Source organism: Streptomyces sp. NPDC001728 (genome assembly GCF_040297565.1).
Taxonomy (GTDB): Bacteria; Actinomycetota; Actinomycetes; order Streptomycetales; family Streptomycetaceae; genus Streptomyces.
Window position 1 is genome coordinate 1 of record NZ_JBEOZK010000031.1, and the last position, 15,538, is coordinate 15,538.

The following is a 15,538-nucleotide window of genomic DNA, read 5'->3' on the forward strand; positions in this document are numbered from 1 at the left end:
CCAGTTGGTGTTCGCCACGAACGAGGCGGCCGTGTTGAACGCCTGGTCCGGATCGATCGACACGAAGCCGAGCGAGCCCGGCAGCGCGCCCTGGACGCGCTGGAGCAGGTAGAGGAAGAGCACACTCACCGCGGAGAAGGCGAGGACACCGCGCAGGTAGGCGGGCCAGCGCATCTCCACGTTCGGATTGGCGCCGATGGCCTTGTAGATCCACTTCTCGGGCTTGTAGTGCTTCTCCGAGGAGTACACCTTGGCCATGTAGTCACCGAGCGGCCGGTAGGAGAGACCGAGTGCGACGACCAGGGCGAGGAGCTGGAGGACTCCAGCAAGGACGGGACTCATATCCGTACTCAGAACCTCTCCGGCTTGACGAGGGCGAGGACGAGATAGGCCAGCAGGCCGGCGGCGACAACCAGACCGATGATGTTCTCGACAGTCACAGCTTCGCCACCGCCTTGGCGACGAAAGCCACCAGCGCGAAGATCGCGATCGTGGTGACGACGAAGGCCAGGTCGGCCATCGTGAGCTCCCGGATGTGAGTGGATGAGATGAGCGGTCCGTCGGACCTGTGAGAGGAAATCGCATTTCAGCCACGACACCGTCGCCGTTGACGTCCCCCTAACGTGTACTGCGGCCGTCTTTACACATCCCGTACGCGCCGCCGTCCGTAACAGTCCGTTTCCTCGCCGACCGGGGCCTTCAGCAGTCGGTCCAGCTCGTTGCCGGCGTCGTCGTATCCGGCGTCCGAGATCCGCTGCAACGTGCGCAGGTCGCCGGCCGCGACGGCACGTCGTGTGAGCAGGAGCCCGGCGCGCATGGATCCCTCGTCCAGCAGCTCGCTCAGTTCCTCCAGGTCGCCGACAGCGTCGGCGAGGTCGGCCAGCCGGTCCAGAGCGGTCTCGTTGCCGTCGTCTGCCAGCGCTCGCAGGGTCTCCCGATCGGTGTTCTTGTTCGTCATGACGCCAGGGTGCGACCCTGCCCCTGGGGAAAGGTCAAATGGGACGATGGCCGGGTGATCACCATCGGGCAGCTGGCCAGGTACGTCGGAGTGTCGACGAAGACGATTCGCGTCTACCACGACAAGGGACTGCTCCCCGAGCCCAACCGCGACGCATCTGGTTACCGAAGGTACGGGGCTGCTGACGCCATCGAACTGATCAAGATCCGCGCACTCGCGGAAGCCGGGGTCCCCCTCGCCCGTATCCGGGACCTCAGAGCGGCGGCCCATGAGGACTTCCAGCAGGCGCTGCGCGAGATCGACGACGAGCTCACCGGCCGCATTCGCGACCTGCGGGCGACACAGGGGCGCCTGCGCCGGCTCGCCGCCGGGGAACTGTCACCCCTGCCCACCGAGGTCACCGCCTTTCTGCAGCGGCTGCCCGGCTGGGGATTCACCTCCCGATGGGTGGACCTGCAACGCGACCTGTGGATCCTCGTGTTCGCCACCCACCCGGACGAGGCGATGACACTCTTCGGGGACCAGGACGAGATCCTGGCCGACCCCGCGCGGCGGCAACTCTTCCTCGACTACGACCACGCGCACGGCCTCGATGCCGACGACCCCCGCCTCGACGACCTCGCCCGCCGGATCGTCGAGGCGACCCGAGCACGCTACGGGCCCGACGGACTGCCCGAACTGGACACGGCCTCCGAGATCCCCGCCCTCGTCCAGGGCACGGTCAACGCCGAGTCCCCGGCGTGGCGGCGCCTCGACACTCTCATCCGCACCCGTCTGAAGGTATGACTCGGCCTAAAGGAAACACCGGGTTCGGCTCACTCATCGCCTGCGTGGCTCCGTCGGTGCCGCTCCTCTCCAGCGGTGCGCAGGGCAGGCTGAGGACCATGGTCAGGCCGCCGCCCGGGGTGTCCTCCGGGGTGAGCGTGCCCCCCATGGCCTCGGTGAGCCCCCGGGAGAGTGCGAGACCGAGGCCGATTCCTGTGGCGTTGTCGGTGTCGCCAAGGCGCTGGAGGGGCTGGAAGGCCCTCTCCTGAGCGTGTGCGGGCAGGCCGGGGCCGCGGTCGACGATCCTGAGTTCCACGCGGCCGGCCAGCGTGCTGGAGGTGATCAGGACCGGGTGCTCGGGCGGGGCGAAGCGGGTGGCGTTGGCGACCAGGTTGGCGACCACCCGTTCCAGGAGGGGCGGGTCGGCGAGCACCGCTGGGGTGTCCTCCAGGCTGCCGACTGCGGGCGGCCGGGTGCCGGGCGGCACGGTGTCAAGAGCCGAGGGGACGATCTCCTCCATCGCGGTGGGTCGTAGGGACAGGGAGAGGGCCCCCGCCTGGAGGCGGCTCATGTCGAGGAGGTTGTCGATGAGCCGGCCGAGCCGGGCCATGGAGGTGTCGGCGGTGTCGAGGAGCTCCCGCCGTTCCTCCTCGGTGAAGTCGACGTCGGGGCTGCGCAGCGAGGCGACGGCGGCCCAGCCGCTGGCGAGCGGGGTACGCAGGTCGTGGCTGACGGCGGCGAGGAGCGCGGTGCGCATGCGGTCGGCGGCGCGTACGGGTTCCACCTCGGCGGCGGCCTCGGCGAGCCGGTCGCGCTCGGCGGCGGCGGAGACGTGGGCGGCGAAGGCGGCGAGGACGCGGCGGTCGGAGGAGGACAGAAGCCGGCCGCGCAGGACGAGGTGCAGGTCGTCGTCGACGGCCACCCCGGTGATGTCCTGGGCATCGTGAGGTCCCGCCCGCCGGGCGGCGGCGAGTTCGGCCGAGTCCATGAGCTCGGCCGATGCCATGCCGAAGGCCTCCTTGGCCCGGCTGAGCAGGGCGGAGACGGCCTCCTCGCCACGGACGACGGAGCCCGCGAGCGAGGACAGGGTCTCGGCCTCGGCGGTGGCACGGGCGGCCCTGCGGGAGAGCCGTAGGGACCGGTCGACGGCTGCGGCGACGACACCCGCGACGACAGCGAAGACGAGGAGGGCGAGGACGTTGTCGGGGTCCTGGAAACTGAACTGCCCGACGGGCGGTATGAACCAGTAGTTGAGCAGCAGGGAGGCGGTGAGCGCGGCGACGAGCGCGGAGGCGACACCGCCGATGCACGCGACGCCCACCACGGTGAGGAGGAAGAGCAGTGCCTCGCTGGTGAGGTTGAGCGAGCCGCGCGCTCGGTCGAGCAACGCGGTCAGCAGCACGGGGAGGACCAGTCCGGCGACGGGTCCGGCGACGAGCCGTGAGGTCGGCAGGGTGCGGCGCCGGGAGGGCAGCGGGCGACCCCGTCCCGCGCGCTCGTGGGTGACCATGTGGACGTCGATGTCGCCGGAGAGGGCCACGGTCGTCTCGCCGGTGCCCCGTCCGGTGAGAAAGCGTTCCAGCCGCCCGCGGCGGCTGGTGCCGACGACGAGCTGGGTGGCGTTCTCCGCACGGGCGAAGTCGATCAGGGCCGTGGGCACGTCCTCGCCGACGACCGTGTGGTAGCTGCCCCCCAGGTCCTCGACGAGCCGGCGCTGCCGGCCGAGAGCGGCGGGCGAGGAGCCTGCGGTCAGGACATCGCTGCGCGCCACGTACACGGCGAGGAGTTCGCCGTGAGCGACGCGGGCGGAGATGCGAGCGGCTCTGCGGATCAGGGTCTCCCCTTCGGGCCCGCCGGTGAGCGCCACGACGACCCGCTCGCGGGTCTCCCAGACTCCGCCGATCCGGTGTTCCGACCGGTAGGCGCGCAAGGCGTCGTCCACGCGGTCGGCCAGCCACAGCAGGGCGAGCTCGCGCAGAGCGGTGAGGTTGCCGATGCGGTAGTAGCGGGCGAGGGCGGCGTCGACCTCACCGGGCGGGAGTATGTCGCCGTGGGCCATCCGGCGGCGCAGCGCCTCGGGCGCCAGGTCGACGAGCTCGATCTGGTCGGCGCCTCGTACGACCGTGTCGGGGACGGTCTCCCCGCCGGGCAGTTCCGTGATCCGCTCGACGACGTCGCTGAGCGATTCCAGGTGTTGGACGTTCAGTGTGGTGACGACGTCGATTCCGGCGGCGAGGAGTTCGGCCACGTCCTGCCAGCGCCGCTCGTTGCGGCAGCCAGGGGCGTTGGCGTGGGCGAGGTCGTCGACGAGGACGACCTCCGGACGGCGGCGCAGCACCGCGTCCAGGTCGAGCTCCCGGCCTCGTGGCGCGATGCGTTCGAGCCCTTCGAGCAGGGTCTCGGTGTACGGCCGTCCGTGGCACTCCACGAGCCCGGCGACCACGTCGGTACCCCTGGCCACCCTGCGGCGGCCCTCGTCGAGCATTCGGCAGGTCTTCCCGGCGCCTCGGGCGGCGCCGAGGTAGACCTTGAGCCGGCCGCGGCGACCACGGGCCGCGTCGGCGGGGTTCCGGGCGTTCAAAACTTCTCGGGCTTGATGAAAGCGGCCACCAGGTAACCGACCAGGGCGACCGCGACGATCAGACCGACGATGTTCTCGACACTCATGTTCCAGACTGCCCCTTCGACTGCGCGGCATTTCCTCGGAATTAGGCGCGTGTCGCACGCACTCCCGAAGAAGACGCCCCTCGTCATGTCCTGCGCAGCCACCTTGACGGCTCTCTGGCGCCCAGGGCCGTGATGCTGACAGGCTCTTGACACGATCCGTACGGCCGTCATCCGCGATTCCCACGGCGAGGCACAGAAACCGAGAACGGGCCGGGGTGCCGTTCCAGGAGTGCGTGTCAGAACTCCTGGGACACCCCGGCCCGCGGCCGGCCCGACTCGCGACCCCCCTCAGGGTCACGAGACGGGCGGGGCCCCTGGCCGGACGGCCGTCGCACGGCGTTGGGCTTCTGTCGGGGCCCCCGCCCCCTGACAGTGCCGTGTACCGGCGCCGATGGTCACGCGCCCGCCGAGCCGACGGTCGTCCGTCCCCCCGTGCCGATCAGTCTTGACCGGGCGAGAACTGAAAACGATCGCGGTTGACGCGACCCTGACGCCCCGCACGCGAGTCCTGACACCGTCCTGACAGACGGCGCGGCGGGGTGCAAGGAAACCGTCAGAGCCACGCCCCAGACCGTCAGAAGGACGTCAACGTCCGGCCGCACGACCGAAGTCGGCGACTACATTCAGCAACCGCCGCTCACCGCCGAGGACGTCAGTGGCTCGACCCTCCTCGGTGAAGGCCGCTCGGTGCCATGCCTCCCATCGCCATGCGCCGAGCCGGGACGGCGCCCTGCCGATCACCGTCCATCCTCGGGATCGGCAGGGCGCCTCGCTCCCGTTCCTCTGTCCGGCGCACCCGGGACTCCCGGTGCGTCCTGCCGGTCCAGCCGTCGCCCGCCGTCCCGGGCGGCGGCTCCTTCATGAAGGTCCTGACCCCATGAATCCCGCCGCTCCAGTCCAGCAGGCGCCTTCCCTCCCGCCCACCACGCATCCACCACGAGGCAGACGCAGCGTGGAGGGCGGGCTGCTCGACCCCGCCCAGATGCTCCGCTCGTTCCCCGACGCCCTCCGGAAGCTTCACCCCCGGCACCTGGTCCGTAACCCGGTGCTGTTCGTCGTCGGGGTCGGATCGGTCCTCACCACTCTGTCCGCGGTCGTCAACCCGTCCGTGTTCACCTGGGTGATCAGCATCTGGCTGTGGCTGACGGTCGTCTTCGCCAACCTGGCCGAGGCGGTCGCCGAAGGACGAGGCCGGGCGCAGGCCGAGTCACTGCGGAAGGCCCGTACGGACACGGTGGCCCTGCGGCTCCGACACTGGCGGTACGGGACGGATCTCGACCGGGCGGAGACGGAGGCCGTGGCCGCCACGGACCTGAAGATGTTCGACTTCGTGCTCGTCGAGGCGGGCGAGCTGATCCCGGCCGACGGCGACGTGGTCGACGGGGTCGCGGCGGTCGACGAGTCCGCCGTCACCGGTGAATCGGCCCCGGTCATCCGCGAGTCCGGCGGCGACCGGACGGGAGTGACGGGCGGTACGACGGTGCTGTCGGACCGGATCGTCGTACGGGTGACCTCGCGTCCCGGCCACTCCTTCATGGACCGGATGATCGCCCTGGTCGAGGGTGCCTCGCGGCAGAAGACGCCGAACGAGATCGCACTGAACATCCTGCTCGCCGCGCTCACCGTCGTCTTCGTCCTGGTCGTCGTCGCGATCCAGCCCATGGCCACGTACGCGGGCGCCGCCCCCTCCACCACCGTCCTCGTCGCCCTGCTCGTGACGCTCATCCCGACGACGATCGGCGCGCTGCTCTCGGCGATCGGCATCGCCGGCATGGACCGGCTCGTCCAACGCAACGTCCTCGCCATGTCGGGACGGGCGGTCGAGGCCGCCGGCGACATCAACACGCTCCTCCTCGACAAGACGGGGACGATCACCCTGGGCAACCGGGAGGCCGCGGACTTCGTCCCGCTGCCGGGCGTCGAGGAGGCCATGCTCGCGAACGCCGCGCAACTGTCCTCGCTCGCCGACGAGACACCCGAAGGCCGCACCGTGGTGGTCCTGGCCAAGGAGAGGTACGGGCTGCGGGCCCCGGCCGACGGCGAGCTCGCGAACGCCCGGTTCGTGGAGTTCAGCGCGCAGACCCGGATGAGCGGCATCGACCTGCGCTGGGACAACGGCGCCGTCTGCCACATCCGCAAGGGGGCGACGGCGCAGGTCATCGCCTGGGTCGAGATGTACGGCGGGACGGTGCCCGGCGAGGCGGGCGCGTGGAGCGACCAGATCTCGGCAGCCGGCGGCACTCCGCTCCTGGTCGCCGTCAACGACTGGGACGGCCCCCGCGTCCTCGGCATCGTCCACCTCAAGGACGTCGTCAAGGACGGCATCAAGGAACGGTTCGCCGAGCTGCGCCGCATGGGCATCCGTACCGTCATGATCACCGGCGACAACCCGCTCACCGCGCGCGCCATCGCCCACGAGGCCGGCGTCGACGACTACCTCGCCGAAGCCACCCCGGAGGACAAGCTCGCACTCATCAAGAAGGAGCAGGAGGGCGGCAAGCTGGTCGCGATGACGGGAGACGGTACGAACGACGCTCCGGCGCTCGCCCAGGCGGACGTCGGCGTGGCCATGAACACCGGCACGTCGGCCGCGAAGGAGGCCGGCAACATGGTCGACCTCGACTCCAACCCGACCAAACTCATCGAGATCGTCCGGATCGGCAAACAACTCCTCATCACCCGGGGCGCATTGACGACCTTCTCGATCACGAACGACGTGGCGAAGTACTTCGCGATCATCCCGGCCATGTTCGCCGGCGCCTATCCGGGCCTCGGAGCACTGAACGTCATGGGCCTGCACAGCCCCACCTCGGCGATCACCTCCGCCATCATCTTCAACGCCCTGATCATCGTGGCGCTCATCCCGCTCGCGCTGCGCGGCGTCCGCTACACACCGGCGTCCGCGCACGACCTGCTGCGCCGCAATCTGCTGCTGTACGGGCTCGGCGGCCTGGTCCTGCCGTTCCTCGGCATCAAGGCGATCGACCTGCTCGTGTCGATGGTTCCGGGACTCGGGTGAATCCCCGTCAGGGCGGCGTCAGAGAAAGGCCTTTGTCCTTGCCCGGGGATGCGGCCCGGGATTGGATGAGAAGCGTGAACAGCGCGTGGCTCCTGCTCGACCGGCCGCCTCATCAGGCGTCGCCGAGTCGCGCGCCCCGCTGCCGGCCGGGCACGTCCGCCCTGCGCTGACGCCCGCCCACGGCACGTCATACAGGGCGCCGTGACCGTCGTAACCGCCCACGGCGCCCCCTCTTCTCGTACCTCATCGACTATCCCTGGACGAACCATGTCTTCTTCCTCCCTGTCCGGACGCACCGTGCTCGTCACCGGAGCCACCTCCGGCATCGGCCACCAGACCGCGCGGCAGCTGGCCGAGCGCGGCGCCACCGTGCTCCTCCACGGCCGGACCACCGAGGAGGCTCATGCCGCGGTCGACCGGCTCGTCACGCTCTCCGACGTCTCCGCCGGGCAGCTGTGCGCCTTCGGCGCCGACTTCTCCCGTCTGGAGGAGGTCGAGCAGCTTGCCGCCCGGGTCCTCGCCGAGCACCCGCACCTGGACGTCCTGGTCAACAACGCGGGCATGGCGGCGCCCGAGCGGCACACCGTCACCGTCGACGGCAACGAGATCGCCTTCCAGGTCAACTTCCTCGCCCACTACCTCCTCACCCACCTCCTGGAGCCGGCCCTCACCTCCGCGCCGGGCGGCCGCGTCGTCAACGTCTCCTCCTCCCTGCACCGCACCGGCTCCATCCAGTGGGCCGACCCCAACCGCGCCCGCCGCTACTCCCGGCTGGCCGCCTACGCCCAGTCGCAGTTGGCCCTGACGGTCTTCGCCGCCGACCCGCGCGTCACCGCCGTCTCCGTCCACCCCGGCATCTGCACCACCAGCCTCCTCCCCCTCTACGCCCACGAGGGCGTGTCGCCGGCGGAGGGCGCCGCCCATGTCGTACGGCTCTGCGACCCGGCCGTCGAGATCGTCAACGGCGCCTACTACGACCGCGAACACCGCGTCGCCCCGGCGCCCGCCGCCACTGAGGAGCGCACGGTCAAGCGCCTCACCAAGCTCGCCGACGTCCTCATCGGCCACACGGCCTGAAGGAGCGCCCCGCCCTGTCTCAGCGCGCCCGCAAGAAGAAGGCCCGCCGCAAGAAGAACGCGAACCACGGCCGCAAGGCCGCCGCCCGCTGAACCCGACCGGGGCGGCCCGTCCCCTGGCGGGCCGCCCCGTGTCCGTACCGGAGGTTCTCCCGTGATCCCTCACCCCGCCCAGCAGCCACCGGCCTGCGCCCGCGTGTTCCCCGTCGGCGGACCGGGCACCGCCGCCCTCGCCGAGCACGTCCTCACGACCGGCCACGGCACCTGGTGGACCGACCGCGCGGCACACCCCCGCGTCATAGCCGTCACCTGCGGCGACCACGCCCTCCTGGCCGGCGACCCCACGGCCCTCGTCCCGGCCGACCTCGCCCCGCTGACCGGTCGCCGTGTCGAGGCTTCCGAGCGCTTCCTGCCGGTCCTCGGCGCCGCGTTCGACCGCCTGCACCCCTGGGACCGCATGCTCTACCTGCACCAGGCGGCCGGGACTCCGCCGCGCGTTCCGCGCGCGGTGACGGTACGGCGACTCGTCTCCGAGGACGGCCCGACGCTCGCCGCGATGGACCCCGCAATGAACTGGATCCACGCCACCTGGGGCGGGCCCTCGGGCCTCGCCGCCTCCGGGCACGGCTGGGCCGCCTTCCGCAAGGGCCGTGTCCTTGCGCTGGCCTGCACGCGCTTCACCGGCAGCCGGTACGAGGACGTCGCCTGCGCCACCGACCCCTCCGAGCGACGACAGCACCTCGCCCTCGCCTGCGTCCAGGGACTGACCGACGACATCACCGCCCGGGGCAGAACCGCCACCTGGAGCTGCTCCCACGACAACCGCGCCAGCCGCCTTCTGGCCTGGACGGCCGGCTTCCGTCTCGTCCGCGAGTACGTCCATCACACGACCGGGCCCGTGGCCGTCAGCAACCCGTCAATTCTGCGGGCAGCGGCGTAAACACGGCGTACGAGCCCGGTGGTAGGGCCGGGCCACGGCCCTAGCGTGAGCGCCATGAAGCCGCTCCGTCGCATCGCCAGTCGTGTAACCGACGTCCCCGGCGACGCCCTGTCCGACGCGAGATGGCCGGGAGAGGCTCGCGCCGCCGTCGGATGCGCGGTGCTCCTGCTGGCGGCGTTGCTGACCGTCGATGCCGGCACCCACGGCCTGACGCTGCTCCGCGCGGCGGGATTCACCGCTCTCGCGTCGCTCTTGCTGGTGGTCCTGCTGCCCTCGCGGGTCAGCGCCGCACCGGACGTGCTGATCGTCCAGGGCCCGTGGGTGACGCGGACGGTCCGCATCGACCGGCTCACGGCGATCGCCTGGCCGGCCACAGGGACCTCGCGTCGTGTGATCCTCAGGGATACGGAAGGCGGTCGAGCCGAAGTCGACCTGCGCGTTCTCACTGCCAATCCGGCGCTCTGGCTCCGGCTGGAGGCCGGCGCCCGCGCCTCCTTGCAGCGCGGCACGCTGAGCCCCGCCACCAGCGACCTGGCCCGGCTCTCCCTCTGCCTCGACCACGAGACGGCACGGTCGGTTCTCAAGGTCTCAGAGCTGGGCTAGATCCTTCTGGCCGCTGAGCGCGAGCGCGGCCAGCCCCGCCAGGTCGACGGCGACCAGCCGGGCCTCCGGCGACGCCGGTGCGACGCCTGGCCAAGGGGTCATCACGAAGACCCCTTGGCCGCTCCCGTGGGCGACAGCCAGCAACCCGGTCTCCCCGTCCGGCCAGCCCTGTCGGTCCAGGTCCCAGATCCAGCCTTCGACACGCAACGAGCCGTCGGGTTCCAGCCTGGGCAACGGACCGTCGACGGGCGCCGAACCACGCACGAAGCGGCAGCTGCGCAGGTCGAGGACCTCGATGAGGTCCTCCCGGATCCGCTCGACGAGCTCGTCGGCCGAGCAGTCGCCCGACCGGACCAGTCTCGACACGGCATGCAGCCGCTCCAGATGCTGGGCATCCGAGACCGCGGCCCTCCGCAGCACGCGGGCGCGGGCAGAGAGCTGGGACACGGCCAGGCCGACGAGCAGCAGCAGAACCGCCGTCTCGACATCAGCGCGGTCCTGGATGTGGAAGCTCTGGTACGGCTCGGTATGGAAGAAGTCGAACCAGGCGACCGCGGTCAAAGCTGCCAGCGCCCCGGCGAACCGATTGCCGAGGGCCGACACGGCCACGACCACGACGACGAGGAGCAACGCCAGATTCGTGTGCGAGAGGCTCGTCCGCAGCGGCAACAGCGCCAGCCCCGTCAGGAACGGTGCGAGGACCGCGGCCGTCATCGCGGCCGCGTCCCGGAGTGACGTCCGCATTCACGGCCTCCTCCGTATACGGCTCAAGGTTGCCCCTGCTGTGAGGGATGTGACGCCCGACCGGGCCATCTTGACGCTTTCCTGACGCGCGACCCGGGGTCTGTGACAGGTGCCCTGCTCAGGCTGGCCCGGCCGCCAGCGTGATGACAAGAAACGATCGCCCTTGAACACCCGGGACAACCGATGGCCACCACGAACGACGCTCGTACCGCCCGATTGCGAGCGTGGATGCGGGAGGGGCTGTCCGACATGGGCAAGGGCAACCTCCCGCCCCAAGGAGCCCGCCGCGGACGCCGGGCACCAGGGGCAGCCCGGGTGGCGCGTGATGTGCCTGACCCGTGTCGACTACTTCTCGACCCTCGGCTCCAGCCGGGCATCGCGGCCCTGGCGGCCGGTCTGCTGTCCCCCGTCGCCACGATTGTCCTCGTCGTCGTGACGCTGGCCGGCGCCCTGCCTGTGTACCGGCGGGTGGCGGAGGAGAGCCCGCACGGCGAGGGCTCGATCGCGATGCTGGCGCGGCTGCTGTCGTTCTGGAAGGGCAAGCTCTTCGTCCTGACCCTGCCGGGTTTCGCGGCGACCGACTTCCTGATCACGATCACCCTGTCGGCCGCGGACGCCTCCACCCACCTGGTGAAGAAACCACACCTGGAATCGGCACTGCACGACAAGCAGGTGCTGATCACCATGATCCTCGTCGCGCTGTTCGGCGCGGTGTTCCTCAAGGGCTTCCTGGAGGCCATCGGCGTCGCCGTCGCCCTCGTCGGCGTCTACCTCGCCCTCAACGTCGTCGTCGTGGTCAACGGCCTGTGGCACGTCCTCACCGAGGGCCACGTCGTCACCGACTGGACGACCGCACTGACCACCGAACACGGCAACGTCTTCGCCATGATCGGCGTCGCCCTGCTCGTCTTCCCCATGATCGGCGTCGCCCTGCTCGTCTTCCCCAAGCTCGTCCTCGGCCTGTCCGGCTTCGAGACCGGCGTCGCCGTCATGCCGCACGTAAAGGGTGCCCTGGACGCCACCGTCGTCAACATCGTCGAACGTCCCGACGGCGTGAAGATCGGTGCCTGCTTCATCGCCGGCATCATCCTCATCTCGCTCCTCTCCCGCCTCGGCCGCGCCTTCGAACCGCGCGTCACCCACATCGAGCTCGACGACATGGCCAAGCGGTGCATCCAGGACGTCTCCCGCCGCACCCCCCGCTTCATCGCCAACGAACCCGGCAACCGCGACGCCGACGAGTACCGCGCGAAGAAGGACCAGATCCGTGCCGACAACGACATCCCCGGCACCGACGACTTCGTCTTCGTCGAGGTCACGATCACCGAACCCTCCGAGTTCGAGTCCGGACTCACCGTCCGCGGCGATGTCCTCCACGACCGCTTCCGCGTCCTGACGGTGGAGAACTCCTCGGTCCCCAACGCCCTCGCGGCGCTCCTCCTCCAGCCCGCGACCTCACCGGAACCCGCCCGCATATCTCCGCCGACTTCCTCCGCTTCTTCCCCTTCGGCCAGGGCGAGATCGCCCCCGTAACCCGCGAGATCCTGCGCGAGGCCGAGTCCGACCGGGAGCTCCGCCCCCGCGTCCACGTCGGCTGACGTCGGTCACTTCGCGAGACGGAACCGGAGCCGGCAGATCGCCGCGTCGGTGTCCCTGCGGACCACGTGGGCGACGACCGCGCCCCGCTGGTTCTGCAGGAGCCGCTGCCACAGCCGCTCCGGTTCCGCCTCCGGGATGAGCACGGTGACCCGGGTGTCGGGGCGGGCGGCGGCGAGCTCCCGTATGTACGCCGTGATCGGGCGTCCAAGGGAACGGCGCTCGGAGGGCAGCCGTACGAGATCGACTCCGGGGTTCCACAGCGCCCAGTCCCGCTCCAGGGCCTCGGTCGCCGCGCGGTCCTCCGGATCGGGGTGGCAGACGGTGACCGCGCGGACCTCGGCACCGAGCGAGACGGCTGCGGTGAGGGCCTCGCTGGTGAGCCGGGTCAGCGATGAGACCGGCACCAGCACCAACGACTGCTCACGGTGCGGAGGCTCGGGAACACGGCCGACGCCCAGGCGCTCGCCGATCCTGCCGTAGGCGCGGTGGACGGCCTCGAAGAGGACGACGAGCAGCGGCAGGACGATCACGATCAGCCAGGCGCCGTCGTGGAACTTCGCGGCGGTGACGACGACCGCGGACACACCGGTCAAGACGGCGCCGAGGCCGTTGAGCGCGGCTTTCCCGGCCCATCGGGCGCCGTGCTCCCGGCGCCAGTGCAGCACCATGCCGGTCTGGGCGATCGTGAAGCCGACGAAGACGCCGATCGCGAAGAGTGGCACGAGGGTGTTGGTGTCACCGCCGGAGAAGACAAGGAGCGCGGCCGACACGACCGCCAGCCAGACCACACCGTGCCGGTGCACCTGGCGGTCGGCCTTGAGACCGAAGACATGCGGTACGTAGTTGTCGCGGGCCAGCAGCTTCAGCAGGACAGGCAGACCGCCGAACGAGGTGTTCGCGGACAGCGCGAGCAGCACCATGGTGGCGAACTGGACCACGTAGAAAGCCCAGTTGTGGCCGAGGGAGGCGTCGGCGAGCTGAGCGAGCACGGTGACGCCTTCCACCGGCTGAAGCCCGAAACGGGAGATCAGAACCGAGAGACCGATCAGCATCACACCGAGCAGGGCGCCGAGGGCTACCTCCGCACGCATGGCTCGGCGAACGGCCGGGGCACGGAAGGACGGCACGGCGTTGGCTATGGCCTCCACCCCGGTCAGCGCCGAGCAGCCGGAGGCGAACGCCTTCAGGAGCAGGAGTGCGCCGACGGTGGTGACGTTGTCCGCCAGGACGGACGCGTGCCCTGCGGATGCCTCGGTGGAGACCGGCGCGTCGCGGAAGAGACCGATGGCGATCACGACGAGGATCGCGCCGACGAAGACGGTGGTCGGCACGATGAAGGCCCGGGCCGAGTCGACGATCCCCCGCAGGTTCACGACCGTGATCAGCACGAGCACGCCCAGGCAGATGACCAGCCGGTCGCCGTAGAGGCCTGGGAAGGCGGACGTCAGCGCGGCCACACCGGCGGTGACAGCCACGGCCACGTTCAGTACGTAGTCCAGGACGAGCGAGCCCGCCGCGACCAGGCTGGTCCGCCGGCCCAGATGCGCCTTGGCCACCGCGTACGAACCGCCGCCGTCCGGGAATGCGGCGATCACCTGTCGGTACGAGGCGACCAGCACGGCCAGCAGGCCCGCGATCGCCAGCGTCACCGGCAGCGTGAACCCGAGCCCGTACCCGCCGGCGGCGGCCAGCACCAGCACGACGGCCTCGGGCCCGTACGCCACCGACGCCATCGCGTCCAGCGACAGCGCCGCCAGCCCGGTGACGGCGGTCAGCTTGTGCCGCGCCCCGGTATCAGGCGGTTCCTCGGCACCGGGTACGGCGTCCTTCTCGGCGGTCAAGGTGGTCATGCGGACGGGCTCCTTCGGATCGGGCTCCGCTCAGCGTCCGCCCCCGCCCTGGCCATGTCTGCCCTTCCTGGTGCGTTCTTGGCGCCACCCGCCCCTCCCCTGACAGCTCCTTGACGCCGCCCCCGACGGCGCAGGGCATCAGGATCGCGTGAAGACTTCACGGGCAGCGGCTGATCCGCCGGACCGCGCCCCACAGTCCGCCCCATGAGCCGACCCAGCGGACGCCTGCCCTCCGACCACGGCAGCCGTGCGTCTCGACCAGGAGCAAGCCCTCATCACCGCCGCGTACAGAGCCCACGCCGCTGACGAGGTCGGATGGCTGGAACGGATGTCGCACCTCGATCTGACCGACCGCCGGTCCTTCTCCAAGCTCGAAGTTGACGTCGCGCGGCGAGAGGCCGAAGACCTCACCTTGGAGGAGCCCACACCGGAGCCCACACCCCCTTCGAGTGTCGCGAGGGCTGCGGACGTCTGCAGGAGGCCACTCCCCGGATCCGCCCGCGATCCACGCGAAGGTGCTGCGGGACGAACTCGTATCGGCGGCCGAGTGGGTCGCCCAGTACCTGAGCGATCTGCCGCAGGGCCCGGTGGGCCGTCCGCCGCCTGCGCAGGTGCGGTCCCTGCTGAGTGAGGGGAGGCTCCGGCGACAGGGCGGAGAACTCGGCGAGGTGCTGGACTTCGTGCGCAACGAGATCGCGCCGTACCCGACCGGGACGGGCACCGCGCGTTCTTCCCCTGGATCAACTCGCCGCCCGCACCGACCGGGATCGTCGCGCGGGCGACATCCCGTTCCGGTGCAACGCCGTAAGGGCTCGCAGGAGAACAACATGTGCACGAGTAACGGGCTGACCTGATGAAATCGGCAGGGACGCAGTCCGGGTTTGCTGAGATCGGTGCCCTGATGAGGCTGGCAGCATGGCTGAGTGTCGTCTGGTCGCTGCCCGCTTCCTCGAACAGCACGTCCCGAACGGATGGGGAGTCGGCAACGGCGGTGACAATCTCGGCCATACGTGCCGAGTCCCGATCCCGGTCTGCTAGGTGCTGCTGCATGTGAGCGCACAGACCGCTTCGGTGAACTGACCGCTGCCTGCGATGTGTTCAAGGAGCGCTGGCGGCTGTTCGGTGTCGGCGAGGTCGAGGGCTTCGTTGAGGATCGTGTGTGTGGCCTCATCGGCTCGCTCGGCGAGTTCGGGGCACCGGCCGTTTGCTGCGGCAAGAAGGGACACCCGATCGTTGGGGGCGACCTTGTCCCACACGGAGGCGGCGGGTGCCCAGGCCTTGGTGTCGTTGCCGCCCAGGAATCCCTTCGGCGGCGAC

General features: G+C 70.5%; 13 protein-coding genes and 1 pseudogene. 7 read left to right on the forward strand and 7 right to left on the reverse strand.

The window, feature by feature from the left end:
* From ABT154_RS31720 to ABT154_RS31730, 3 genes are all read right to left on the reverse strand, one after another.
* Positions 1-342: potassium-transporting ATPase subunit KdpA (locus tag ABT154_RS31720; protein WP_351861515.1), on the reverse strand; the 342-nt coding region annotated here is incomplete at its 3' end.
* A gap of 8 nt (positions 343-350) precedes the next feature.
* Positions 351-440 carry a K(+)-transporting ATPase subunit F gene (gene kdpF, locus ABT154_RS31725; RefSeq protein WP_267260032.1) on the reverse strand — a complete coding sequence of 30 codons (90 nt, stop codon included), beginning with the start codon at positions 438-440 and terminating at the stop codon, positions 351-353.
* 200 nt (positions 441-640) lie between these two features.
* Positions 641-958 (reverse strand): hypothetical protein, encoded by a 318-nt coding sequence (locus ABT154_RS31730; protein WP_351861517.1) that lies wholly within the window; start codon positions 956-958, stop codon positions 641-643.
* A 54-nt stretch (positions 959-1,012) separates the two neighbouring features.
* Between ABT154_RS31730 and ABT154_RS31735 the strand changes: the two genes are divergently transcribed.
* On the forward strand, positions 1,013-1,744 hold the full coding sequence (locus ABT154_RS31735; protein ID WP_351861519.1) for a MerR family transcriptional regulator: 732 nt from the start codon (positions 1,013-1,015) through the stop codon (positions 1,742-1,744).
* Here the strand turns inward: ABT154_RS31735 and ABT154_RS31740 are convergent.
* The gene (locus tag ABT154_RS31740) at positions 1,719-4,304 is read right to left on the reverse strand and encodes a DUF4118 domain-containing protein (protein WP_351861521.1); all 2,586 of its coding nucleotides are present in this window, start codon (positions 4,302-4,304) and stop codon (positions 1,719-1,721) included. The two genes, ABT154_RS31735 and ABT154_RS31740, sit on opposite strands and share 26 nt — an antisense overlap.
* Positions 4,301-4,390 carry a K(+)-transporting ATPase subunit F gene (gene kdpF / locus ABT154_RS31745; RefSeq protein WP_351861523.1) on the reverse strand — a complete coding sequence of 30 codons (90 nt, stop codon included), beginning with the start codon at positions 4,388-4,390 and terminating at the stop codon, positions 4,301-4,303. The genes ABT154_RS31740 and kdpF (ABT154_RS31745) overlap by 4 nt, the downstream gene beginning before the upstream one ends.
* 877 nt (positions 4,391-5,267) lie before the next feature.
* Here kdpF (ABT154_RS31745) and kdpB point away from each other — a divergent pair.
* The 5 genes from kdpB to ABT154_RS31765 all read left to right on the forward strand — a co-directional run bounded on the left by kdpB (position 5,268) and on the right by ABT154_RS31765 (position 10,028).
* Positions 5,268-7,409: a potassium-transporting ATPase subunit KdpB gene (gene kdpB, locus ABT154_RS31750; protein WP_502969632.1), complete on the forward strand. Its 2,142-nt coding sequence runs from the start codon at positions 5,268-5,270 to the stop codon at positions 7,407-7,409.
* Positions 7,410-7,676: 267 nt separating this feature from the next.
* Positions 7,677-8,486, forward strand: coding sequence for an SDR family NAD(P)-dependent oxidoreductase (locus ABT154_RS31755; protein ID WP_351861525.1), 810 nt, complete (start codon positions 7,677-7,679; stop codon positions 8,484-8,486).
* 14 nt (positions 8,487-8,500) lie between these two features.
* On the forward strand, positions 8,501-8,578 hold the full coding sequence (locus tag ABT154_RS34030; protein ID WP_502969638.1) for a 50S ribosomal protein bL37: 78 nt from the start codon (positions 8,501-8,503) through the stop codon (positions 8,576-8,578).
* A gap of 61 nt (positions 8,579-8,639) precedes the next feature.
* Complete coding sequence (locus tag ABT154_RS31760; RefSeq protein ID WP_351861526.1) at positions 8,640-9,425, forward strand: GNAT family N-acetyltransferase; 786 nt, start codon at positions 8,640-8,642, stop codon at positions 9,423-9,425.
* 54 nt (positions 9,426-9,479) lie between these two features.
* Positions 9,480-10,028, forward strand: a complete 549-nt coding sequence (locus ABT154_RS31765; RefSeq protein WP_351861528.1) for a hypothetical protein — start codon at positions 9,480-9,482, stop codon at positions 10,026-10,028.
* Here ABT154_RS31765 and ABT154_RS31770 read toward each other — a convergent pair.
* Positions 10,014-10,772, reverse strand: coding sequence for a DUF4118 domain-containing protein (locus tag ABT154_RS31770; RefSeq protein ID WP_351861530.1), 759 nt, complete (start codon positions 10,770-10,772; stop codon positions 10,014-10,016). The genes ABT154_RS31765 and ABT154_RS31770 overlap by 15 nt on opposite strands.
* A 183-nt stretch (positions 10,773-10,955) precedes the next feature.
* Here ABT154_RS31770 and ABT154_RS31775 point away from each other — a divergent pair.
* Positions 10,956-12,274: pseudogene (locus ABT154_RS31775) on the forward strand (hypothetical protein); the annotation flags it as partial.
* A gap of 102 nt (positions 12,275-12,376) precedes the next feature.
* On the opposite strand, the gene ABT154_RS31780 reads toward ABT154_RS31775, so the two are convergent.
* On the reverse strand, positions 12,377-14,221 hold the full coding sequence (locus ABT154_RS31780) for an APC family permease (protein WP_351861532.1): 1,845 nt from the start codon (positions 14,219-14,221) through the stop codon (positions 12,377-12,379).
* Between the last annotated feature and the right edge of the window lie 1,317 nt (positions 14,222-15,538).

Coding starts and splice junctions, on each gene's coding strand:
- ABT154_RS31730 (WP_351861517.1), bottom strand. CDS start 958: ATGACGAACAAGAACACCGATCGGGAGACCCTGCGAGCGCTGGCAGAC.
- ABT154_RS31755 (WP_351861525.1), top strand. CDS start 7,677: ATGTCTTCTTCCTCCCTGTCCGGACGCACCGTGCTCGTCACCGGAGCC.
- ABT154_RS31780 (WP_351861532.1), bottom strand. CDS start 14,221: ATGACCACCTTGACCGCCGAGAAGGACGCCGTACCCGGTGCCGAGGAA.
- ABT154_RS31765 (WP_351861528.1), top strand. CDS start 9,480: ATGAAGCCGCTCCGTCGCATCGCCAGTCGTGTAACCGACGTCCCCGGC.
- kdpF (WP_351861523.1), bottom strand. CDS start 4,390: ATGAGTGTCGAGAACATCGTCGGTCTGATCGTCGCGGTCGCCCTGGTC.
- ABT154_RS31770 (WP_351861530.1), bottom strand. CDS start 10,772: ATGCGGACGTCACTCCGGGACGCGGCCGCGATGACGGCCGCGGTCCTC.
- kdpB (WP_502969632.1), top strand. CDS start 5,268: ATGAATCCCGCCGCTCCAGTCCAGCAGGCGCCTTCCCTCCCGCCCACC.